Source organism: Streptosporangium sandarakinum (assembly GCF_050942225.1).
Classification (GTDB): domain Bacteria; phylum Actinomycetota; class Actinomycetes; order Streptosporangiales; family Streptosporangiaceae; genus Streptosporangium; species Streptosporangium nondiastaticum.
The window spans coordinates 4506911-4528380 of record NZ_CP192034.1 but is presented as its reverse complement, the minus strand read 5'-3'; the positions used below and the strand labels follow the sequence as shown (position 1 = coordinate 4528380).

Annotated in this window: 17 protein-coding genes; 5 read left to right on the top strand and 12 right to left on the bottom strand. The window is 73.8% G+C overall.

Going from position 1 to position 21470, the window contains the following annotated elements:
- Positions 1-54: 54 nt before the first annotated feature.
- From ACQP10_RS21320 to ACQP10_RS21275, 10 genes are all read right to left on the bottom strand, one after another.
- Positions 55-1275 (bottom strand): hypothetical protein, encoded by a 1221-nt coding sequence (locus ACQP10_RS21320; RefSeq protein WP_433539569.1) that lies wholly within the window; start codon positions 1273-1275, stop codon positions 55-57.
- 11 nt (positions 1276-1286) lie between these two features.
- Positions 1287-3221, bottom strand: a complete 1935-nt coding sequence (locus ACQP10_RS21315; protein ID WP_346021027.1) for a TOMM precursor leader peptide-binding protein — start codon at positions 3219-3221, stop codon at positions 1287-1289.
- Positions 3218-4957, bottom strand: a complete 1740-nt coding sequence (locus tag ACQP10_RS21310; protein ID WP_433539568.1) for a hypothetical protein — start codon at positions 4955-4957, stop codon at positions 3218-3220. Before ACQP10_RS21310 ends, ACQP10_RS21315 begins: the two co-directional genes overlap by 4 nt.
- The gene (locus ACQP10_RS21305) at positions 4954-6201 is read right to left on the bottom strand and encodes a hypothetical protein (protein WP_433539567.1); all 1248 of its coding nucleotides are present in this window, start codon (positions 6199-6201) and stop codon (positions 4954-4956) included. Before ACQP10_RS21305 ends, ACQP10_RS21310 begins: the two co-directional genes overlap by 4 nt.
- A complete protein-coding gene (locus tag ACQP10_RS21300; protein ID WP_433539566.1) occupies positions 6198-8765 on the bottom strand; it encodes a lantibiotic dehydratase in 2568 nt (855 codons plus the stop codon). Before ACQP10_RS21300 ends, ACQP10_RS21305 begins: the two co-directional genes overlap by 4 nt.
- Before the next feature lie 63 nt (positions 8766-8828).
- Positions 8829-8990, bottom strand: coding sequence for a thiazolylpeptide-type bacteriocin (locus ACQP10_RS21295; protein WP_329579958.1), 162 nt, complete (start codon positions 8988-8990; stop codon positions 8829-8831).
- Between the two features lie 15 nt (positions 8991-9005).
- Entirely contained in the window at positions 9006-9152 is a 147-nt protein-coding gene (locus ACQP10_RS21290) for a thiazolylpeptide-type bacteriocin (protein ID WP_329579955.1), read from the bottom strand.
- 10 nt (positions 9153-9162) lie between these two features.
- A complete protein-coding gene (locus ACQP10_RS21285) occupies positions 9163-9324 on the bottom strand; it encodes a thiazolylpeptide-type bacteriocin (RefSeq protein WP_346021031.1) in 162 nt (53 codons plus the stop codon).
- 70 nt (positions 9325-9394) lie between these two features.
- Entirely contained in the window at positions 9395-10204 is an 810-nt protein-coding gene (locus ACQP10_RS21280; protein WP_389998492.1) for an ABC transporter permease, read from the bottom strand.
- A complete protein-coding gene (locus ACQP10_RS21275) occupies positions 10201-11145 on the bottom strand; it encodes an ABC transporter ATP-binding protein (RefSeq protein WP_346021033.1) in 945 nt (314 codons plus the stop codon). Before ACQP10_RS21275 ends, ACQP10_RS21280 begins: the two co-directional genes overlap by 4 nt.
- 204 nt (positions 11146-11349) lie before the next feature.
- Between ACQP10_RS21275 and ACQP10_RS21270 the strand changes: the two genes are divergently transcribed.
- The 5 genes from ACQP10_RS21270 (at position 11350) to ACQP10_RS21250 (ending at position 17653) form a co-directional block, all read left to right on the top strand.
- Entirely contained in the window at positions 11350-11535 is a 186-nt protein-coding gene (locus ACQP10_RS21270; protein WP_189249865.1) for a thiazolylpeptide-type bacteriocin, read from the top strand.
- Positions 11536-11615: 80 nt separating this feature from the next.
- The gene (locus ACQP10_RS21265; RefSeq protein ID WP_346021034.1) at positions 11616-12698 is read left to right on the top strand and encodes a hypothetical protein; all 1083 of its coding nucleotides are present in this window, start codon (positions 11616-11618) and stop codon (positions 12696-12698) included.
- Positions 12695-14284 carry a hypothetical protein gene (locus ACQP10_RS21260; RefSeq protein ID WP_433539565.1) on the top strand — a complete coding sequence of 530 codons (1590 nt, stop codon included), beginning with the start codon at positions 12695-12697 and terminating at the stop codon, positions 14282-14284. The genes ACQP10_RS21265 and ACQP10_RS21260 overlap by 4 nt, the downstream gene beginning before the upstream one ends.
- Before the next feature lie 2 nt (positions 14285-14286).
- On the top strand, positions 14287-16050 hold the full coding sequence (locus ACQP10_RS21255; RefSeq protein ID WP_433539564.1) for a TOMM precursor leader peptide-binding protein: 1764 nt from the start codon (positions 14287-14289) through the stop codon (positions 16048-16050).
- A 13-nt stretch (positions 16051-16063) separates the two neighbouring features.
- The gene (locus ACQP10_RS21250; protein WP_346021037.1) at positions 16064-17653 is read left to right on the top strand and encodes a thiopeptide-type bacteriocin biosynthesis protein; all 1590 of its coding nucleotides are present in this window, start codon (positions 16064-16066) and stop codon (positions 17651-17653) included.
- Between the two features lie 4 nt (positions 17654-17657).
- On the opposite strand, the gene ACQP10_RS21245 is transcribed toward ACQP10_RS21250, so the two are convergent.
- Entirely contained in the window at positions 17658-18197 is a 540-nt protein-coding gene (locus ACQP10_RS21245) for a response regulator transcription factor (protein ID WP_346021038.1), read from the bottom strand.
- A 111-nt stretch (positions 18198-18308) separates the two neighbouring features.
- Positions 18309-21377, bottom strand: coding sequence for an AfsR/SARP family transcriptional regulator (locus ACQP10_RS21240; protein WP_346021039.1), 3069 nt, complete (start codon positions 21375-21377; stop codon positions 18309-18311).
- Positions 21378-21470 lie beyond the last annotated feature (93 nt).

Here is a 21470-nt window from a genome sequence, read left to right as displayed (position 1 = left end):
CGTCGTGGAGCAGGTCCAGATCGGTGAGCACTTCGACGAGCCTCGAGAGCGTGATCACGAAGTAGCGTCACGGGCCAGCGGCGTCAGGTCGTAGGAGAGCGAGGCGAACCGTGGGCGTCCGACCAGGGCCAGGTAGAGCAGGTCATGAGCGGCGGGTGCGCCGGCGGCGGCCTCCAGGGACGCTTCCCTGACGCTGCGCACTGGGCGGCAGAACAGGCCCTGTACGGCCGCAGCCGTACAGGCGTGCTGCGCCAGCGCTCCGGCGGCCCGCAGGAGAGCGGGGTAGGCCTGGGGTCCCTCCTCCCGCACCACGCGCCCGACGTCGGCGGTGATGAGAACGGCTAGGTTCATGCCGCCTACGTGGATCTGCTCGGGCGGGTAGGTGAAGGCGGCCTGGACCGCCGCCATCGCGGCGCCCGGTTGTCGTACTTCCAGGGGGGACGGCGGGTGGCGGTCGTCGCACCTTCGCGGCTCCAAGGGAGACAGCGCGTACCAGCCGTCCGGCAAGCCGGTCACGTTCCTGAGCGCCAGCCGTACTCTCAGGCGCGAGGTCGCGGCAGGTGAGCCCGGCGGCGGATCCGTGAGCGCCTCGGCGACCGCCCGGACAGCCGACTCCGGCAAGGGCCTGGGGTCGGCCGACACGCCGCGCGGCCCCAGACCAGCGCTGCGCCAGGAGGGCAGGAGCGGCAAGGCGACGGCGGCCGAGGCGCCGGGGGTGATCGTGACGCCCGCGGGATCCGGGACGAGGGTGAGCCCATAGCCGGGCGCGCGTTCGGCCAGGGCTCCCATGAGGTGCCCGGCTTCCAGCTCGGCCAGGGCCTCGGCGAGCGAGCCGTAGCCGGCGGGCAGCCGGTCCGGACGGCGCCGCAGATCCAGCCTGACCCTCCGGGCGGGGCGCGGCGAGCCGGGACCGGCCAGGGTGCGCCGGACCAGGTCGACGCGCCAGGCACTGATGCCGATCCGCAGCCAGGGCTCGATCAGGTAGGCGGCGCGCGGCGAGGGGTAGGCGCGGTGGTCGTTGAACGGGTTGTGCGGCTCCCAGCGGGTCGGGGTGAGCACGTCCGTCAGGAGCCTGGCCAGGGCGGCGCCGAAGTCACCCCAGGCCGCGAGCGAGCTCAGCGGGGTGCCTGGAACGGCGGGCGGCTCGGGCCGTACCGGGCCCTCGGAGTGCGGGCCCTTGCCCGGTCCGTGCTCGTAGACGGTGGACAGGACGGCGGCGATGCTGTCGGCTGGTAAGTCGATGCCGTCGGCCGACGGGGCAGGGGACTCCGCCACGAGAGGCTCCGTCACGGGAATGGGTGGGGTGGCAGGCGGTCGGGTCCACGTGTGGGGCGGCGGCCCAGGAGGGCGGGGACGCTCCAGAGCCGGTCCAGGCCGCGCAGGCGCCGGTTGGCGTGGCCGAAGGTCATCGGCAGCGTGCCCGGCACGATCACCTTCGCCGCATGCAGGCCCAAACGGTCGCGGATGACGGGATGGCTCTGGTCCACGGCGGCGAGCTCCAGGCCGAGCCCACGCAGATGGCCGACGTAGTGGTCGAGAACCGCCCACAGGTCGCCGCCGGGTGGAGCGGGGGCGGGCACCGGTTCCGGAGCGTCCTCCAGGAGGAACGCGTACTTCCCTGCCGCCTCCGGCAAGCCGTACACGGCGACGTGGTCCTCCATGGTGCGGATCCGGTCCGGGTCGTCGAGCAGGCGCAGCAGCCGCTCCCTCGTGTAGTCGCCCGGCGCCCGCCTGGCCCGGTCGGCGGCGGATTCGACGTCCACGGCGATCTCCGCGGCGGCCGAGACCATCGCGGCCACCGGATCGGGATGCGCTCCTGCGGCGAAGAAGGCCGCGGGCTGCCTGCCGTCCCTTTGCCGGGCCATCGCCAGGGCGACGGGGACGCCGAGATCGTTCGTGGCGTCGAGGAATTCCAGGACGTACCCACGGTGGTCGAGGCGATCGACCAGGTGGGGCAGCAGGGGATGATCGTCCGGTACGGCGAGGCGGGGCAGCGGGGTGCCCGCGTACCAGGCCATCAGGAACGCGTCGCGCTCCGCGACCTCGAAGAAGCCGTGCAGCACCGCCTCGGCCAGGCTGTTGCCCAGCCCGCAACCGCTGGAGGTCTCAGCCACGAACCTGGCCGCGTCGCTTCGTGGCAGCCCCCAGTAGGCGACGTGCTCGGGGACGAGGAGGGGCGTGGAGCGGGTGAAGGACCAACCTTGAGCCCAGGTGGTCGGCACGTCGGGGGTGTAGGGGACCAGGGTGCGGTGGGGGTCGGTCCGGTACCGGTCGGGCTCGTGCAGGCCCAGCGTGGCGGGATCGACCGCGCGGTCCGGGCCCAGGTCGGCGAAGGCCGCCCACACCGCACCGCCTGCGCCACCCGCCCGCGCCACCCTGCCCGCGCCACCCGTGCCGGCCGCGCCGGCCAGGCCGCCGTGCGGGCGCATGCCGCTGAGTCGCTCGACCGCCTCGAACAGGGCCACCCGCTCCGACTGCGCGAAGTCCCCCGTCCGGCCGAACCCGGCCACCTGCCCGTCCGGGTCACCGGCCAGCATCGCGGCCACCGTGGGTAGGGCCAGGGAGCCACTGCGTCTGAGACCTGCCACTGGGCCGTAACGCGAGTCGATGAGCGTGTCGTGCAGGCGTGAGCCCTCGGTCCTTGGGTTGTGGGTCCGCAAGGTGCCCGCGACGGCTGGCAGCGGTGCTCGGGCAGCGGATTCTGCGGTGGGGGACGACGTCTGTGCGACGGCCGTCGCAGCTGGGGGCGATGGCTGGGCGATGGGCTCCTCCGTCGGCCGCGGTGCGCATGTCGGGCATCCCTCGGTGCGGGGCATGACGGTGTGGTGGGTCATGGAGCCGTGGTCGGTCCGCAGGGCGTAGACGACGTCCGCGTGCTGCTCGGCGTCGGCGAGCATCGTGGCCGCCAGCTCCAGCAGAGCGGGCTGGAAGGCGGGCGATGCCACACCTCGCAGGGTGAGCCGCGGGTCGCCCACCGGGACGGCGGTCCCGAACGCGGCCAGCCGCTGGGTCTCGGCGCAGGCCGGGCAGACGCCGCCTTGGGGGCCCTGGACCGGGCCGATCAGGACCAGTGCGCCCTCGTGGCAGATCGGCAGCAACGGATGCCGTCTGCTCTTGGTGCGGGCGGCGAGCTCCTCCAGCTCGGCCAGGCGGTACCGGGTCAGGAAGAGCACCTCGGCGTCCGTGTCGCGTAGCTCTGTCGCGCAGGAGCGGATCTTCATTGGGCGCGTCCGAGGACGAGCGGCCGCGCCGCGCGGGCAGGGGGTACCCGGACCGCGACCAGACCCGAAATCGCCCACGGCCCGCCGACCCCGGCTTCGTCTGCTACGAGTGCGGCCGGCCTGAGCGCGGTGGCCCCGATTTCGGTGGCCTCAGCTCCAGGGGTCTCATGCTCGCCGGCCAGGGCTGCGAGGGCCTGCTGAAAGCGGGCCTCGCCTTCGCGGGAACCAGACGGCCAAGCATGGTCCCGGTACCCCCAGGGAAGCGGCTGGGGCGAGGGCTGCCATGCCGGGGTCGCGCCGCAGACCGGTGGACCTTCGGCGATCGACCGGCCCGCTCGGCGCGCCTGTTCCCTCGCCGTCGCCGCGAGCAGGGCGAAGGCTGCCGCCTCGCCCGCTTCGGCTTCCACCGCCCAGCCGAGGACGCACCCGCGTGCACTCACCTGGGCATGCACCACGCCGGCCGCGAGCCGTACCACCTCGATGCTCGCCGGTACGGCCAGGCGTAGGGTCAGCGCTTTCCACCAGCGGCGCGCCGCGGGATCGCCGGCCCACTCCGCCTCCTCCACGAGCTCCACGGCCTCCACCGGTTCCAGCCGGTCGCGATGGGTGGCCAGGCGCAGGGCCAGGCCGCGGGCGTGCAGGTGATCCATGCCGATGGCCACGTCGGAGGGCCGGGCGACCGCGGACAGGGCGGCGTGCAGGCGGGCGGCGTCCAGTGTGGTGCCGTAGCCCACCATCTCGCCACAGGCGGCCAGGTTGACGGGGAGCTGGGGCAGATCCTGCGCCTGTGGGGCGGGCACCAGGCCCAGCTCAGGATCGCCGAGGACGTCGAGTGCCGCCATGGCCTCCTCCCAGGAGAGCGCCTCGCGGGGTGGCTCGGCGTCGGGCCAGGGGTGATAGGCCATCCTGAGCGGGTCGAGGCGGGCGACCAGGACCGCGTGGTGCGGTGTGGGGGTCTCGCGCCCTTCCCGGGAGGGGTCGGGCAGCCCGGCCGCCGCGCACAGCAACCGGTGCACCGCAGCCCCGGCCACCAGTGCGCAAAGGACCTCGGGCGGCTCCGCGGCGGGCCCGTGCGACAGGCGGGGGGTCGCGTCGGCGGATGCCTCCTTCGCCGATGTCTCGGTGGACCCGCCCGGCAGGCGGCGGGCCACGGCGGCGGCCTGCGCTGCCGCCGTGTCGGCGGAGCCCGGGGGTACGGCGTAGCCGACCTCTCCCAGGCACCCGGCCACCACGGCGAGCTGGTCTGACGCCTCCAGCGTCAGCGTGGAGGCCGGCCCCGGTACGCGGCGGTAGCGCATCCCCGCTGCGGCCAGGGCGCGCTCGGCGGCGGCGGCCGGTGCGCCTGCGCCGCAGACCGTGAACACCGTCCCGGCGAGCCGGTGCCACGCGGCGGCGGGGTCGACCGCCGAGGACTCAAGCCAGGCGGCCACCGCGATCGGCGGCAGGTCGGGGCCCGGTTCTCCCCACCCCTGCGGCACGGCCACGAGCATGTCGTGCTCGCGCAGCTGGCCGATGATCAGCTCGATGGCGCGGGCGACCGGTTCCGGGGTGCCGGGTGGGGCGGCCAGCGCGGGGGCGGGCACGCCGCCCGCCAGGGCCGCGGCGAGCTGCTCCCACAGCCGCCACAGCCCGGCTCCGCCCTTGACGGTGAAGCTCGACGTCCACCCGCGTACGTGCACCCCGTCGGCGGTGGGGGCGGCGTGGACGACCGGGCGCAGCCGGAGCACCTCCGTCATCGCGCCACCGACCCGAGGGGCGCCCCGAGCTGTTCGCGCCAGCTGGTGCCCGTCACCTGCTGGACCGCGCGGGCCATCATCGAGGCGGCCAGGTACCGCTCCATGGGGGTGACGTCGCAGACGGCCAGGAGCTGGTAGAGCATGTTCGTGCCGAACCGGTAAACGGTGAAGCTGCGGCCGAGCGGAGGCCGGGTGAAGTCCACCGAGCGCAGCGCCCGGTGGTATTCACTGACCTCGCGCGGGGCGCCCGGGTCCCAGCGCCGGGCGGTGCGCGGATCGTCGAGCAGGGCGGCGCGTGCGGCGTAGCCGGGTCCGAGCTCCATCACCAGGACGCCGTCGTCGTAGGCCTGCCCGGCCTCGGCGCGGGCCGCCGCGCTCCAGGCCCGCCAGGCCGACACGGCGGCGGAGGGCCGGTGTCCTTCGGCGATGCGTGCCACGAGGTCGACGGTCGCCTCGCGGTTGCGTTCCCAGGCGGTGTCGAGACCATGCCGAACCCGGCCGTCCGGGTCGTGCCAGGTGAGGAAATCCTCCACGTGCGACAGGAAGGAGTGGTAGCCGTGCTGCAGGCCGTGCGGGTACTCGTCGGCGTGCACGGTCATCGCGGTGATCGCCAGGGCGATTCGGCCGGGCGCGCTGTCGCCGTCCGATGCGAGCTGGTCCAGGGCGGTACGGCACGGCGGCATGCCCCGTTCGAGCACGCGCGAGCGCAGCCGTACCAGCTCGGCCGAGCCCAGCAGCCCGGCGGTCGGGGCGTGGTCGGCGGGGGTGATGGTGACGGTGTTGTCGGGAAAAATGGGCTCGTACGGCCCGGCGACCAGCTCCAGGCGCCCGGCCTCGCGCGAATGGGCGAGTAGTTCGGCGGGGGTCTGCCGGCTGGTCGAGGGGTGGCGGCTCAGGTGGCCGCGCAACCGATCGGCGACCAGCTCTGCGGCAGCGGCCAGCTCCGCCGGGGCGGCCGCTCCGAGCGCGGAGACCCGGTCCGGCGCCTCGGCGGCCATGCCGTCCACCGAGGCATCCCGGCCGTCCGTCGAGGCGGCCATGCCGTCCGCCGGGTTCGCGGCGCTCATCGTGCCTGGGCCAAGTCGGAGGCGGACGCGCAGGTGGGGGCCGTGGAGCCAGTGGCGCTCGACGTGCCCGCGTACGCCCGCCGCGACCGCCTCCTCCAGCGCGGGAAAGACGGCCTGCCTGAGCAGCCCCGCCTTGACGGGCTCGTAGTAGCAGCAGACGACGTCCAACTCGCTCATGAGGCTCTCCAGCAGGATTCGACGATGAGCTCGGTCACCGGTTCGTCCACGGTCCCCGGTACGGGCAGGGCCTCCACCAGGGCGATGTCCTCGGGGTACCGCTCCAGGTGGGCGGGCAGGCAGCGCAGGTGCAGCGCGTTGCCCAGATCGACGTACTGCGGCTTGGCCGCCCGCAGCTTGCGCAGGAACCCGGCCAGTGAGTCCACGGCCGTGGACGCCTCGGCGAACAGGTGCTCGGGCAGCCCGTGGCGGGCCCGGAGGCGGGCGGCGGCGACGGCGGGATGCTCGCTCCTGAAGGCTTCGCGCAGCGCGGTGGCCGCGTCGTCGGCGAACTTCCACTTGCGGCGCTGCAGCACGATCCCGTCGTGGGTCAGCCGTCCCAGCTCCGTCACCCCGCCCGTCTCGCGCCTGCCCGCGAGGCCGGACAGTGCCGGATGCCCGCACACCAGGTCCGCGGTGAGGGGCGCGGTGCGGTCCGGTAGCGAGTAGGGCACGAGGAAGCCGAGGTAGAGCACGCTCAGGGGGCGTCCGGTGGCGCGGTCGACGACCCGGACGAGCTCGGTGTCCTCGTCGTGGAGGAGGTCGAGCTCCTCGGGCGGGAGGTCGGCCCAGCGCGGGTCCTCGCCCACCTCGCGGGCGGTGACCATGGGGTGCAGATTGGCGTTGAAGCCCAGCACCGGGCGGTATTGCACGGTGTCGGGGCCCAGGACGCGGTGCAGCCATTCCGTCACGGCCGCCGTGGCCGAGGGGTCGAGCTGGGGCAGGAAGCGGCTGGTGAACCTGGCGAACCCGGCGTAGACGTGGTTGACCGCGAGCCCGCCGCCGGGGACGGGCTGGACGAAGTAGGAGTAGGAGACCGGCCGGGCGTGCACCCAGGCGGGCAGCAGGTCCGCGGCGGCGTTGACGGCCTCCCTGGGGATCTCGCGGTCGAGCGAGTGCGGGTCGCCGGCGGCGGAGATCAGCTCGCGCACCTGCTCGCGGGCGGCCTCGATGCCGGGGTCGCGCTGCCTGTTGCCGAGCACCTGGCTCCAGACCTGCGACATCAGCTCCGTGCAGGCGGACAGGGGCACGCGGGCGCCGCTGCCGTACAGGTCGACGAACCGCTCGGTGACCAGGCGGCGGACGAACAGGTGGTGGTCGAAGAGCATGGTCAGGGGGGTGAGCCGGGCCAGCGCGGGCAGGTCGGCGCGGCCGTGCCCGGCGCCCAGGGGCTGGGGGGGGGGGAGGACGACGTCCTCCATGAGAACCGGCACCCCGGCCAGGTCGGCGCCCACGAGCCCGCCCGTCTCCCGCCAGTCGTCGGCCAGCGCGGCGAGCGCGGCCGGGCGGGCGGCGGCGGGCAGGCTGGAGAAGGCCGCGGTGCGCTCTCGCAGGCTCGCCAGCCGCCCGGCCAGCGAGCCGTCCGCCACCAGAAGATCAGCGACCACGCCGTCCGAAACCACGCCGCCGGTGGCCGGGGCGGTCTCCAGCCAGCGTGCCAGGGAGCCCAGCACGTCCGGGTCCTGCGGGTCGACCGGCCACACCGGCACGATGAGCCCGACGTCGATCATCTGTCCCACGTACGCGCCCGCCGCCTGCGCGGCCGCCGGGCTGGCGATGTTGCGCGCCAGCAGTTCGGCCAGTTCCCGAGGGGTGCGTTCCCCCTGGCGCAGGTGCCGGAGGAGGAAGGCGATCGGCCCGGTGAGGGCGAGTTCGACCCGTTCCTCTCGGGCCGCGTGCACGTGGGTGGCGTCGGCCTGGGGGATGTCGCGCTGGTACACCACCCGCCCGTCGCGCTCCCGCAGGGCGGGTGCGAGCCGGTGCGGCAGGTTCACGCGTCTGCCCGGGTCTCCGAGGAGGGCGTTCAGCAGCCGTGTGACCAGGACGTGGTTGACCTGCGAGCAGGCGCGCGGCTGGGGGTCGCAGCCAGGGCGCCCGTCCCACCAGCCGAGGCCGACCGAGGTGTACCAGGACAGCGGGCTGGTCTTGGAGGTGGCGCGCAGCGCGTAGCGCAGCACGGTGGGCTCGGCCTGGCGGGCGCGCTTGTCGGGGCGCCCGGCGCACGCGGCCGTACGGTCCACGCCGTACAGCAGGTCGCGCCCGGTGAGGGTGACGGCCTGGCGTAGCGGCTCCGCCGTACAGGTGCCGGCCAGGACCTCGCGTTCCGCCGTCAGCGCGTCGCCCCATCCGGCCGCGAGCTCCTGCTCCAGCCGGGCGCGTGCGCGGGCGGCGGCCAGCCACCCGGCCAGTCCGGGCACCCTTTCGGGCAGGTCGCCGAGCCGGGCCGTGAGGGATTCGCGCGGCACCCGGCCGTTGTGGACGTCGCGCCGCAGCGGCAGCACCACGGCGCGGTGGAAGTCGAGGGAGTGGTGGGCGGCACTGGCCGCGAGCGCGTCGGCCAGGCCGGGCGCGGCCGCCTCCATGGTGCGCAGCAGTCCGGTCAGCTCACGCAGGGCCGCACGCCACGGCTCGGCCTGCTGGGGACGTTCGGGGTACGGCAGGGCCGCGCGCCTGACCACCGCGAAGGGCGCCAGTTCAGCGCTCGCCGTACCGCTGCCTGCCGGCCTGTCCAATGTGCTGGTCATCACGCATCCTCCGTGGGTGGTCCCCCGGCCACCCGTGAGCGGCCGGGGGGTGTGAGCGGCTTCCTAGATCGGGTCGATGGAGCAGCAGGAGCTGCACGACATCGACAGGTTGGAGCAGCTGATGCCGGAGGCGCCGGTCTCGGGAAGCGCGACGCTGTCACGCATCGCCGTCACCGACAGCTCCTCCAGAGCCAGCTCGTCGACCTGGAAGGCGAAACTGGGCATGGCACCTTCTCTCACTCAGGTGGGTTGGATGCACGAGCAGCACGAGGAGGTGGTCAGGCACCCGGAGGCGGCGGTCTCGGGGAGGGCGACGCTGTCGCGCATCGCCGTCACCGACAGCTCCTCCAGGTTCAGATCCGTCACCTCGAAGGGGAAAGCGGTCATCGCACGCTCCCTACTCGATGACGACGCAGCAGCAGGACGAGGATGTGGCGATCGAGGTGAACGCGCTGCAGGCGGAGGCGCCGGTCTCGGGAAGCGCGACGCCGTCGCGCATCGTGGTGACCGACAGCTCCTCCAGAGCCAGGTCCTCCAGGTTGAAGGTCAGGTTCGGCATGGGGTTTCATTCCTTTCCGTACATGTGCGAGTGCGGCTGACGGGTGGAAGGGAAGCGGCGGGCACCTCCTTCAGTCCAGGGCGCGGCGGCCGAAACCGAGCGCGCCTGCGACCGCGAACCCCGCGCCGGCCACCGCCATGACCAGCAGGCAGAGCCAGAACGCGAGGTGCGGGATCTGGGGGACCATGACCGCGCGCATGGCCTCGCTGACATAGGTGAGCGGGTTGAGCGCGCAGACGACCTGAAACCACGGCAGCCGCTCCAGCTGCGGCCAGGGGAACTGGGTGGCCCCGGTGAACATCAGTGGCGTCAGCACCGCCGCGAAGACGGTGTTGATGCCCCGGGGCGAAACCGCGGTGCCCAGGGTCATCCCGATCGCCGAGCCCACGAAGGCCCCCAGGGCCATGACGAGCAGGGCGGGCGGCACGGAGGCGAGGGCGATCTCGGTGCCCGGCAGGACGAGCAGGCCCAGCGGGATCATGACCGCTCCGGCGAGCAGGCCGCGAACCGTGCCGAAGAGAATCTTCTCGACGGCCACCAGCCAGATCGGCAGCGGCGCCAGCAGCCGGTCCTCGATCTCCCTGCTGTAGGAGAAGTCCAGCGTCAGCGGCAGCGCGGTGTTCTGCAGCCCTCCGACGAAGGCGTTGAGCGCGATGACCCCAGGCAGCAGCACCGCTCCGAAGTCGCCGCCGACGTAGCCCAGGTCGCCCAGGACCGTGCCGAAGACGAACAGGATGAACAGCGGCTGCAGCACCACCTGGGTCAGGAAGGCGGGCAGCTCGCGCCAGGTGACGACGAGGTCGCGCGTGAGGATGGCGGCGAAGGAGCGCGCCACGGGCGGCCGAGGGGTCGCGGCCCTGGCCTCGTCGATGGTGGTCATCGCAGCTCCCGTCCGGTGAGGCGGAGGAAGACGTCCTCCAGGCCGAGGCGGGCGAACTCCACCCCGGCGAGCGTGAGGTCGTGGCCGGCCAGCGCCTTGACCACGGTGGGCAGCACCTCACCGGGATCGTGCGAGGTGTACAGGCGTACGCGCCCGCCCGGCAGCTCCTCCACGCGTTCGACGGTCTCGACGGCGGCGAGCGCCGCGGCCGCCGCGCCCTCGGCCGAGTCCAGCGCGAGTGTGAGGGTGTTGCTGCTCGGCAGCTCCCTGACCAGGGCGCCGGGGGTGTCCAGCGCCAGCACCTTGCCGTGGTCCAGGATGGCGACCCGGTCGCAGAGCTTGGCCGCCTCGTCCATCTGGTGCGTCGTCAGCACCACGGTCACGCCGCGCTCGCGCAGCTCGGCGATGCGCTCGTGCACGAACAGCCGTGACTGCGGGTCCAGCCCGCCGGACGGCTCGTCCAGGAACAGCACGCGCGGCTCGTGCATGAGCGCCCTGGCGATCATCACGCGCTGCGCCTGACCGCCGGAGAGCCGGTCGGTGCGGTCGCCCGCGCGGTCGGCCAGGCCCATGCGCTCCAGCAGCTCGTCGGCCCTCCTGCGCCGCTCGGCGCGGGGCACCGCGTGGTAGGCGGCGTGGCACTGCAGGACCTGCCGGATGCTCAGCGAGCGGTCCAGGTTGGTCCGCTGCGGCACCACGGCCAGCACCTGCCTGGCCCGCGTCGGTTCCCGCAGCACGTCGAGGCCCTCGACGACCACCCGGCCGCCGCTGGGACGCACCCGCGTGGTCAGCACGCCGACCGTGGTGGTCTTGCCGGCCCCGTTCGGGCCGAGCATGCCGAAGACCTCTCCGTGGCGTACCTCGAAGCTGATCCCGTCGACCGCGGCACGGGGATTTCCCCGGTAATTCTTGGTGAGATTCTCGACCTCGACAGCGTTCATTTCTTCACCGATACCGATCGCGTCGTGGAAACGGGCGAAGCGTATTCACGTGGGCTCCCGACAGTCAAGGTCCGAAAATTGGCCGACCGCTGCCAGTACACCTTTCCGGCAGCATGGTCAAGACAGCAGAAAACCTGTCAGGTGATCGCGGCGGGACGCGGCCCATACTCCGGGAGTCGAACTCCAGCACCTGGGAGGTGAATCATGTCCCCTGCGATCATTACCGCCGACTTCGGCCTCGCCGACCTGGATCTGTCCAGTCTGCAGGTGACGGCCATGCGTGACGCCGTCGCCCTGCCCGAGACCGGCGCCTCGTCAGGATCGTCGAGCTGCGGCGGTTGCTCCACCTGCGGCTCGTCGTCCTGCTGCGGCGGCACCGAGATCGAATGATTTACCGGCCGGGACGCCGCTTCCGCCGGAACTGCGTCCCGGCCATCCAAGAACCCTTTTGCGCGCTTGGACGGGTACGTATGATCGATGTTGTCTGCCATTATTACGAGGACTTCAAGGCGCCGTTGTTGCGGCAATTCCTCATTCCGCTCGCGCGGTCTTTTCCCGGCAGCGTCCACCTCGATCGGCACTGGTTGCGCGGGCCGCACGTCCTGCTCCGCTTCCACGGTCCCGGCGATCACGCCCGGGCCGCGGAGGAGGCCGCCGACGCCTGCCGACGCCACCTGGCGGCCTTCCCCTCCACCGCCGTGGTGGATCCGGCCGAGCTGGTACGGCAGGCGGAACTGGCCGGGCGCGCCGAGCTCGTGCCCGGGCCGTACGCACCCCTCCACCCTGACAACTCGGTGCTGGTGCGCCCTGCCGACCTGGCTCCCCTGATCGACCTGCTGGGCTCGCGGGCCGCCGTGCTCGAACGGTGCGAGCTGCTGGCCCTCGGCCTGGGCGCGGTGGAGCGGTCACTCGAGCTGGCCGGCGACCCCGGCTCCCGTGTCACCCTCGCCCTGGTCGCGATAACCGCCCATGCCGCCGGCTATCCGACCGGGCTGGGAGCGGGCTACCAGTCCTTCCTGTCGCACGTGGCCGACCATCTGGCCTACGAGGATCCCGACGGCAGCCTGGAGGCGGCCTTCAAGCGCCAGTGGGCCGAGCGCGGCGCGGGGGTGACCGAGCTGGTCCGCACCGTCGCGGAAGGCGGGGTGCTGCCCGGCCGGCTGGAGGGCGTCGCGGCGGCCTGGCGCGCCTGGTCACGTGACGCGTCCGCGCACGCCGACGCCGCTCTCGACACCGCCGCCCTGGTCGGCGACCGTAACGGGCACGCCGCCGTCGCCGCCCGTTTCGGCGGCGACACCGAGATCCGGTGGGACTTCACCCGCCGCCACTACAGCGAGTACCACCAGCTGCTCAACCGGTCCGGGTTCGAGAAGGTGGCGTTGAGCAAGCCCTTCGGGCTCTACCGTTTCGGCACCAACGTGCTCTACCGCCTGCTGGCGCTGTGCGACCTGCGGCCTGTGGAGCGTTACCTGGCCGCCTACCTGTTCAGCGAGGCGGTCGAGCGCATCACCGGGCGGACGTGGCGCGAGCGGCTGGGCGGAGTTCCGGCGTGAGCGCGGAGGCGGTCCTGAGGCTGCGCCCTGTGGTGCGGGCCGGTCGCCTGCCCACGGGTGTGCACCTGCGGTCGTGGAGCGGCGCGGTCAGCCTGGAGGGGGCGGCCGGGCTGTGGCCGCTGTGGCAGCGGCTGGCGCCGTTGCTCGCAGAGGGGGTGAGCGAGCGCGATCTCGACGCGCTGTGCCCGGAGCCCGCTCTGCGGGAGGCCGTGCGGATGCTGCTCGATCGGCTGCGGGAGCACGACCTGGTGGTGGCGGTACGGCCCGGCGACGGCATGCCGCCGGCCGTACGGGGATGGCTGGAATCGGCGGCGCCCGACCCGGACGCGGCGTGGCGCTCGCTGGGCGCGGCCACCGTGACGGTGCGGGGCGAGGGGCGGCTGGCGGAGGCGGCGCGTGACGCGCTGGCCCGCTGCCATATCGGCGTCCGCACGGCACCCGCCCCGGACGGCCTCACGCTCATCGCGGGCGTACTGGTGGTCCGCGCCGCCGGCCTGGGCCCGACGGGGTTCGTCACGCCCGCCCTGCCCCCCGCCCAGGCCGCCGCCCTGGCCGACGCCCTGACCACCCGCCTCGCGGGCCCCCCGGCCACCCCTCACCTGCCCGACGCCCCGGCCACCCGCCTCGCGGGCCCCCCGGCCACCCCTCACCTGCCCGGCGCGGGCCACGGGCTCGTGCCCGATGCGATGCTGGCCGAGCTGCTGGGAGCCGCGGCGGCCGACCGGATGGTGAGGGCGATCGCCGGATGGCCCGCCAGGTCCGGCGAGGTCCTGCTCGCCAAGACCGACCCGCTGGAGGCCTCCTACCGCCTCTGGCCTCCGGTCGCCCCGGTCTCGCCCGCCCGCCGTGTCACGCTGGAGGAGGCGCTCCGGCGGGCCGCGCTGCTCACCGACCCCGACCTCGGAGCGCTGCCCCCCGCCGTCCCGGACGGCCACCCCCAGCTCCCCCTCGGCCTGGTCGTCTGCCCGCTGCCCGGCCGCGAGGTCACCGGAGCCGGTCCCACGACCGACACCGCCCATCTGGCGGCCGTTCAGGCCGCCGCCCAGGCGCTCACCGGCGAGGACCCGGCGCGCGCGGCCGTGGGCGCGGACGAGCTGCACGCCTGCGGCGTCCTCCTGCGCCGCCTGGCCGACCGCCTGGCCGCCGGGTTCGCCCCGTGGCGCGGTCCGGTCCCCGGCAGCCACTGGTGGCGCGTCCTGACCCGCCGTCTGGGCCGCGCCGTGCGGCTGTGCCTGCGCGACCTGGACGGCGCCTGGCACGCCGAGATCCTCGACAGCGGCGGCTCCCGCCTGGGCTGGGCGGTCGAGCGCGACCGTGACGAGGCGGCGGCCATGGCCGCCATGGCCGCAGTCGGCACGCTTCTGGCACCGGGGCCGGTCACGCCGGTCTGCGGAGCCGTACCCTGCCCCGATCTCACCCCGGAGGAGCGCGACGGCGATCTGGGCCGGTGGTTGTGGCCCGCCGCGCTCTCCGCGCACGAGGAGGAGCTGCAGGCCCGCCTGCGCGAGCTGACCGGCTGCCTGCCTCACCGCGACGAACGGCCCTGCGCGGTGAGCGCCGCGGGCTTCCAGATCTGGCGGAGCTGAGCATGGACTTCGACGTCGTCGTCCTCGACACCTGGACCCTGGAATCGATCACCGAGCTGGCCGCCCGCGCCGTGGACGGCGGGCCCGCCGTCCTTCCGGTGCGCTGCGACGGCGGCCTGGTACTGGTCGGCCCGCTCACCGGACCGGGAACGAGCGCGTGCGTGGCCTGCGCCGAGCACGCCAGGATCCACGCCCTGCCCGGCCATACCCCGCACACCGGCCAGGTCATGGGCGGCTCGGTCCCGCCGACGGTCGCCGCCCTGGTCGAGCGCCTGGCGGAGCGACCGCAGGACGGCGTCATGTGGGCGATCAGGGGCGAGAGTCTGGAGGTCTCCACCCACCGGGTGCGGCCCTTCGGCGGCTGCCGGGTCTGCGCACCGCTGCCCGACGACTCCCCGCGCCCGATCACGATCGCCTCGCACCCGGTCACCGGCACCGGCCTGCGCGAGGCCAACCCCCGCACGGCCGGCGCGGGCGGGCTGCGTGAGGTCCTGCTGGACTGGCGGGTCGGCCCGGTGCTGCGGCTGTTCCGCTGGGGCTCGCGCAGCCTGCCCCTGGCCAGCGCCGAGTTGCCGGGCGCCGCCGACTCCTCCGAGGCGGGGTACGGCAGGGCGGAGGACTTCGCCGACGCCGAGCGGGTGGCGTTGTTCGAGGCGCTGGAGCGGCTGACCGGCATGACGCCGCGCGGCAGCCGTACCGTCGTGCGCGCCGCCCACGCCGAGCTCGACCCGCACGTCGCGGTCGATCCGGCCGCCCTCGGCCTGCACGAGCCGGAGTTGACGGACCATCCGGCCTTCCGCCTGACGCCCTACGCTCCCGGCCTGCCGCTCGCCTGGGTCCACGGCTGGTCGCTGACCCACGGGCGCGACCGGCTGGTGCCCGAGGAGCTGGTGTACTGGCGGCTGCGCGGCAGGCGCTCGATCTACGACTCCTCCAACGGCTGCGGGCTCGGCTCCAGCCTGGCCGAGGCGATTCTGTACGGACTGTTCGAGGTCGCCGAGCGCGACGCCTTCCTGATGGCCTGGTACGCCCGCACCCCGCTGCGGCGGATCGCCACCCCGATGGAGGACCCGCAGATCTGCCGCCTGGCCGACCGGCTCGGCTCGCTCGGGCACGATCTGCTGCTGTTCGACGCCACCAACGACTTCGGCGTGCCGGCCGTCCTCAGCATGATCCGCCGACGCGTGCCGGATCCGCGGCGGCCGAACGCCCTGTTCGCGGCCGGGGCCCACCATGACCCGCTCACCGCCGTCAGGTCGGCCGTCGTCGAGGTCTACATCAACGCCAGGAACGCCGCGGATCCGCGCATCGTCTCCTTCGACCCCGACCGGCTGCAGCCCATGCTGGAGGATCCCACGCTGGTCCGCACGGTCGACGACCACGTCTTCGTCAACGCTCTGGCCGAGGCCGCCCCCTGGCACTCCTTCCTGAGCGGCGAGGAGACCCCCGTGTCCTGGCGCGAGGTGTGGCCCCGCCGCCCCGCCGTACCCGACCTGGGCGAGTACCTGTCGGAGTGGGTGGCGCAGCTGGCGGCGCGGGGCCTGGAGGTGATGGCGGTCGACCAGAGCGAGCCGGTCACCCGCGAGCGGCTCGGGCTGCACGCCGCCAAGGTGATCGTGCCGGGGTCGCTGCCGATGACCTTCGGCCACGTCTACCGCCGCACCCGCGGCCTGCCCCGGCTGCTGGAGGTGCCCGCGAGGCTGGGCCGCCTGCCCGCACCGCCGCGCTACGACGACCTGCCCTTCCACCCCCACCCCTTCCCCTGACGTGAGGACTGCCGTGGACACCTGGACGAGCCTGCATTGCTTCGTGCACTGGTCCGTGGAGCGGACCGACGACTTCCTCACCGGCGTCCTGGGCCCGCTCATGGCCGCCCGCCGCACGTCCGGTTGGTTCTTCATCAGGTACTGGGAGGGCGGGCCGCACCTGCGCGTGCGCGCCCTCGGCGTCGGCGACCCGGCGGAGCTGGAGCGGGCGGTGGCGGACGCGCTGGCGGACGCCCCGCCCGCCGACCTGCCCGCCGACGCCGGCTGGACGCCGCACGGGATCGTGAAGTCGATCGCCTACGAGCCGGAGACCGGCAGGTACGGCGGAGCCGAGGGCATCGGCGTGGCCGAGCGGGTCTTCTGCCGCTCCACCGAGACCGCCGTGGAGGCGTTGTCAGGGCGCTTCCCGCAAGGACGGATGAGCGCCGCCATCCACCTCGTCCGCGCCACCACACTGGGACTCGGCCTGGACGAGCGGGCCGCGGCGGCCTGGCTGCGCAGGCACGCGGCGAGCTGGCGGTACACCGGCGAGGTCGAGCTCCTGCCGCCCGCCGTGCCCCTGGCGCGCACCGCCAGGCTCGTGGCCGGCCAGGGCGAGGCGCTGCGCCACCTGCTGGCCGCCGCCGAGGACGACGATCTGTGCGTCCGCTGGAGCCGTACGGTGGCCGAGGCGGACGGCGAGCTGGCCGCGCGCGGGCTCGACGAGGTGCGCCGGCTGTGGATCTGGGCGTCGCAGCTGCACATGCTCTGCAACCGCCTGGGCGTCCAGCCCGACGAGGAGCGCGCGGTGTGCTGGCTGGTCGCCGCGCTGTTGGCCGCCGACGCGGGAGCCGACCAGCGCTACCTGGAGGAGTCGAAGTACCCGCCGGGGATCCTGCCGTCGCTGCCCGACGACTCCCACGGCGAGCCGTCCCAGGACCGGCCGCCGATGCCCGGACTGCCCGAGGTGCGCCTGCCGGAGGGCCCGCCGCTCAGCCTGCCGCTGGGCGAGGCCCTGAACCGCCGGGCCTCCTGCCGTACCTTCACCGGCCCGGTGGGCGCCGCGGAGCTGGGCTCGCTGCTGGGCCTGGCGTTCGGCGCCAGGGCCGACCGCACGCTGCGCTTCGGCGACGGCCCCGCCCATGCCTACCGGCGCCGCCCGTTCCCCGGCGCAGGAGCCAGGTACGGCACGCGCCTGCGTCTGGTCGTGCGCGAGGTCGAAGGGCTGGACCCGGGCACCTACCACGTCGGCGAGGACGGCCGCGCCCTGCGACGGCTCGGAGCGCCGCCGGCGGACGACGAACTGGCGGCCACCTCGATGTGGCTGACCTCGGCGCAGGTGGACGAGCGGCTCGGCCTGATCGACGTCACCCGCGTGCCCGCCGTCCTGCTGCTGACCGCCAACCTCGACATCCACCGGCCCAGGTACGGCACGCGGGCCCTGCGCTTCGCCCTGCTGGAGGCAGGCCACGTCGCGCAGAACCTGACCCTGGCGGCGACCGCGCTGGGGCTGGGCACGATCACCCTCGGCGGTTTCTACGACGACCTGGTGCACGAGCTGTTCGGGCTGGACGGGGTCGCCGAGAGCGCGCTGTACCTGCTGCCGGTCGGCCTTCCCGGCTGAGCCGTCAGCCGAGCAGGCCGTCCTCACGGGCGCAGCGAGCCAGGTCCACCTTGGTGTAGGCGCTGCGCCCGCAGTCGGCGTACTTGCGTTTGATACGTTCCAGGTACTTCTTGGCCGTGGACGGCTGGATGCCCGCCCGGCGCGCGGCGGTCTCCAGCGTGAGCCCGGAGGCGTAGCCGAGCAGCACCGCCCGTTCCTGGCCCGACAGCTGCGGGCCGACCCCCAGCAAGGTGCGGATGGCGGGCGCGAGCCGGCCGGGCGCGAGAGCGGACTGCGCGGGCGCCTCCACGAGGGTGGCGTCCTCGCCGAGCGCGAAGGCGCGGTGGCCCGCGGCGCGCAGGAGCCGGAGGGTCTCGGCGCCGTCGGGCGGCCCGGCCAGGGCGGCGTCCACGACGATCACGTCCGCCCGGTCCCCCTGCCGCTCGGTCAGCTCGGGGAGGCTGCCGGCCCTGGCCAGAAGCCTGCAGCCGGGGTCGGCCGCCAGCGAGGCGATGGCGATGACCAGCAGATCGGGATTGTCGATGATCAGGGACACGGAGATCATGGGCGCTCCAGGCGGGGAGGGGTGCGGTCCCGGTGGCGGATCCGGCGGTGGATCCGCCACGGAGGCTAGACCACCCGAATGGATCACGACTGGACGCCGAATGGATCACCGTCAGCCGGTGGCTCCGGCGACGAGCGTCTCGATCTCTCCCATCTCATGCCGGTTGCCGATCCTCCCGTACAGTCCCCTGGCCTCCTCCCACGCCGCCAGGGCCTGCGCGTTCTCGCCCAGCATGACGTGGGCGATGCCGAGGGCCTTCAGCACCATGGCCTGAAGGTGCAGCACCCCCAGCTCGCGGAAGACCCGCAGGGAGAACAGCAGACGCTCGCGCGCCTGCTCGAAGTGGCCGTTCACCAGGTCCCTGGTGGCCAGGCTCCGCGAGACGATGGCGCGGGTGATCTCGCCGGCCATCTCCTCGCTGAGCTCCTCGGCCGTGTCGAGGAAGGAGTCGGCGTCCGGCTGCCCGGTGAGCACCCCGCTCTCGCCGAGCACGACCAGCGCCAGCAGCTCCTTCAGCCGCACTCCGAGGCTCCTGCTGAGCCGCAGGCCCTGCAGCAGCGCCTCGCGGCTCTCGTCGTAGCGGCCCTGGTAGTGGCGGACCATGCCGAGCGAGCGGAGCGCCGTCAGGTGCAGCCGGTTCACCTTGCGATCCCTGGCCCGCTCGACCACCTGCTCGAGGTGCGCCGAGGCGAGTTCCAGCTCGCCGCGCTCGCGGTAGGAGAAACCCAGGCCCGCGTGGACGAAGTCGAAGCCCGCATCGTGGCCGTGCTCCCTGGTCAGCCGTTGCGCCAGGTGCATCAGCTCCAGACCCTCCTCGCCGTGCCCCTCGCTGTGCCCCTCGGCGAGCACCGCGGTGCCCAGCATCGCAAGCGCATGGATCTCGCCGCGGACGTCTCCCACCGAGCGGAACAGGTCGAGCGCGATCTGGGCGTGCTCGTGCATCGCGAGCGGCTGGATCATCGGCACGCTGAACAGGTAGGCGAGGTTGCGGGCCATCACCGCCCGCCCACGCGGAACGTCCTCGCCACACGCCGCCATCGCGACCGCGTGCACCGCCTGGCTCTCCTCCAGCAGATCGCGCATCTCGTGGAAGCCCACGCACGCCTCGGCCAGGTTCCACGCCAGGTCAGCTCGTCCCTCGCGAGCGCTCTGCGTGATCACGACCGCCAGGTTCGCCCGCTCGCTCTGGAACCATTTCACCGGATCGTCCAGCAGCAGGCCGGTGTGCTCCGCCGGCAGCCTCCTGCGGGGCGCCGGACCGCGCAGCGCGGGCAGGGTCCGGTAGGCCAGTTCCGTGTCCGCCTGCTCGGCGAGCGAGAGCCAGGTCGCGTAGGCCCTGACCCTGGCCTCCTCCCGCGCGGCCTCGTCGTCCTCCAGCGCCGCCCGCTCTGCCGCGTACAGTTTGATCAGGTCGTGCATGCGGTAACGCGGCTCGCCCGTCTCGTCCTCGTCGGCGACCGACACCAGCTGCACGTCGATGAGCTGGTCGAGAAGGCGCTCCGCCTGCTCCTGCGGCTCGTCCAGGAGGGCCGCCAGGGTCCAGTCGGCGAAGTCGGCGACGTCCAGCAGCCCCAGGACGCGGAAGGCCCGCCGTACGGCCGGCGGCAGCGCGTCGTAGCTCAGCCCGAAGGTCGCTCGCACCGCCAGGTCACCGGCCGACAGGTGGTCCAGCCTGCGGCGCTCGTTGCTCAGCTGCCTGCGAAAACGTTCCAGGCTCAGGTAGGGCTGGGCGGCCAGGCGGGCGCCCGCCACGCGGACGGCCAGCGGGATGTGGCCGCACGCCTCCAGGATCGCGCGGGCGGCGTCGCCCTCACCCCTCACCCGCTGCTCGCCGATCAGGTGCACGAGCACGTCCATCGCCTCGTCGGCGGTGAAGACGTCGAGGTCGATCCGGTGCGCGCCGCTCATTCCCATGAGCCGCGACCGGCTGGTGACCACCGTGGCGCAGGTGGCGGCGCCGGGCAGCAACGGGCGCACCTGGCTCTCCTCCACGGCGTTGTCCAGCACCAGCAGCACCCGGCGGCCCGCCATCCTGCTGCGGTACAGCGCCACCCGGTCGTCGAGCTCCTTGGGGATGACAGACCCGTTCACGCCCATGGACATCAGCAGCCGGTGCAGCACCGCCGCGGGATCGGCGGCGGGCCGGTCGGTGCCGTGCAGGTCGACGAAGAGCTGGCCGTCGGGGAAGTTCTCCCGCACCAGATGCCCCAGATGCACGGCCAGGGTGGTCTTGCCGACGCCGCCCAGCCCGCTGACCACCGCCGTCGGCATCGCCGTACGACCGTCGGCCGGGGAGCCGATGATGCGCGACAGCGCCGAGAGCTGGCCGAGCCGGCCCGAGAAGTCGCTGATGTCGGGAGGGAGCTGGGCGGGGACGGGTAATCTTCCCCACCCCGGCGTGACCGGCTGCCGGCCCGCCTGCGGCTTGGCGGCCTGCTGCTTGCCCGGCTGGAGCGTGTCGGCGTGCAGGGCGAGCTCGTGGGCGGCATCGAGCTGCGCACCCGGCCGCACGCCGAGTTCCTCGTCGAGCCTGCGGCTGATGTCGCGGTAGTGCATCAGCGCCTCGGCCCGCCTGCCGGTGGCCAGGTAGAGCTCAATGAGGACGCTGTGAACGCGCTCGTCCAGCGGCGCCATGCGGCCTATCTCCTCGGCCAGGGGCAGCACGTCGACCGCGTGCCCGTTCAGGACGGCCGATTCGGCAAAGGTCTCCAGGGCGACGATCAGCTCCTGGGCCAGTCCCGCCAGCAGCGGATGCCCCGCCAGGGGGCGCAGCTCGGCCAGCGGCTGGCCGCGCCAGAGCGCCACCGCCCGCCGCACCGGATCGTGACCGCCACCCTGCCTGGCCAGGGCGCGAAACTCCCAGAGGTCCACCTCGACCTCGTCGGTGCTGAGCAGGTAGCCGTCGCCGACGCGCGGGAGCAGGCGGCTGGCCACGCGGCTGGGGCGATCGGGTTCGAGGATGCGCCGCAGCCGTTTGACGTAGGTGTGCAGGACATTGACGGCCGTGGCGGGCGATCTCTCGCCCCACAGGACGTCGATCAGCTCTGACATCGGCGCGCAGCGTCCCTCGGCCAGGGCCAGCACGGCCAGGACGCTTCGCTGCTGGGCCGGCCCGAGGTCGAGTTCCGCCTGCCCGCGATGAGCACGGAGGGAGCCGAGGATCTCTATCCGCAACGTCACCCACGGCAGTATGGAGGCAATCGCGACCAAGATCCAGGGCCCCACGGGCGTGGGGTGCCCGGTGACAGCCAGGAGCAGGGGAGCGGAGCCGCC

Bases quoted from the DNA above. Each gene is read 5' to 3' on its own strand.
- ACQP10_RS21315 (WP_346021027.1), bottom strand. From the start codon at position 3,221: ATGAAGATCCGCTCCTGCGCGACAGAGCTACGCGACACGGACGCCGAG.
- ACQP10_RS21310 (WP_433539568.1), bottom strand. From the start codon at position 4,957: ATGACGGAGGTGCTCCGGCTGCGCCCGGTCGTCCACGCCGCCCCCACC.
- ACQP10_RS21305 (WP_433539567.1), bottom strand. From the start codon at position 6,201: ATGAGCGAGTTGGACGTCGTCTGCTGCTACTACGAGCCCGTCAAGGCG.
- ACQP10_RS21300 (WP_433539566.1), bottom strand. From the start codon at position 8,765: ATGACCAGCACATTGGACAGGCCGGCAGGCAGCGGTACGGCGAGCGCT.
- ACQP10_RS21295 (WP_329579958.1), bottom strand. From the start codon at position 8,990: ATGCCCAGTTTCGCCTTCCAGGTCGACGAGCTGGCTCTGGAGGAGCTG.
- ACQP10_RS21290 (WP_329579955.1), bottom strand. From the start codon at position 9,152: ATGACCGCTTTCCCCTTCGAGGTGACGGATCTGAACCTGGAGGAGCTG.
- ACQP10_RS21285 (WP_346021031.1), bottom strand. From the start codon at position 9,324: ATGCCGAACCTGACCTTCAACCTGGAGGACCTGGCTCTGGAGGAGCTG.
- ACQP10_RS21280 (WP_389998492.1), bottom strand. From the start codon at position 10,204: ATGACCACCATCGACGAGGCCAGGGCCGCGACCCCTCGGCCGCCCGTG.
- ACQP10_RS21275 (WP_346021033.1), bottom strand. From the start codon at position 11,145: ATGAACGCTGTCGAGGTCGAGAATCTCACCAAGAATTACCGGGGAAAT.
- ACQP10_RS21270 (WP_189249865.1), top strand. From the start codon at position 11,350: ATGTCCCCTGCGATCATTACCGCCGACTTCGGCCTCGCCGACCTGGAT.
- ACQP10_RS21265 (WP_346021034.1), top strand. From the start codon at position 11,616: ATGATCGATGTTGTCTGCCATTATTACGAGGACTTCAAGGCGCCGTTG.
- ACQP10_RS21255 (WP_433539564.1), top strand. From the start codon at position 14,287: ATGGACTTCGACGTCGTCGTCCTCGACACCTGGACCCTGGAATCGATC.
- ACQP10_RS21245 (WP_346021038.1), bottom strand. From the start codon at position 18,197: ATGATCTCCGTGTCCCTGATCATCGACAATCCCGATCTGCTGGTCATC.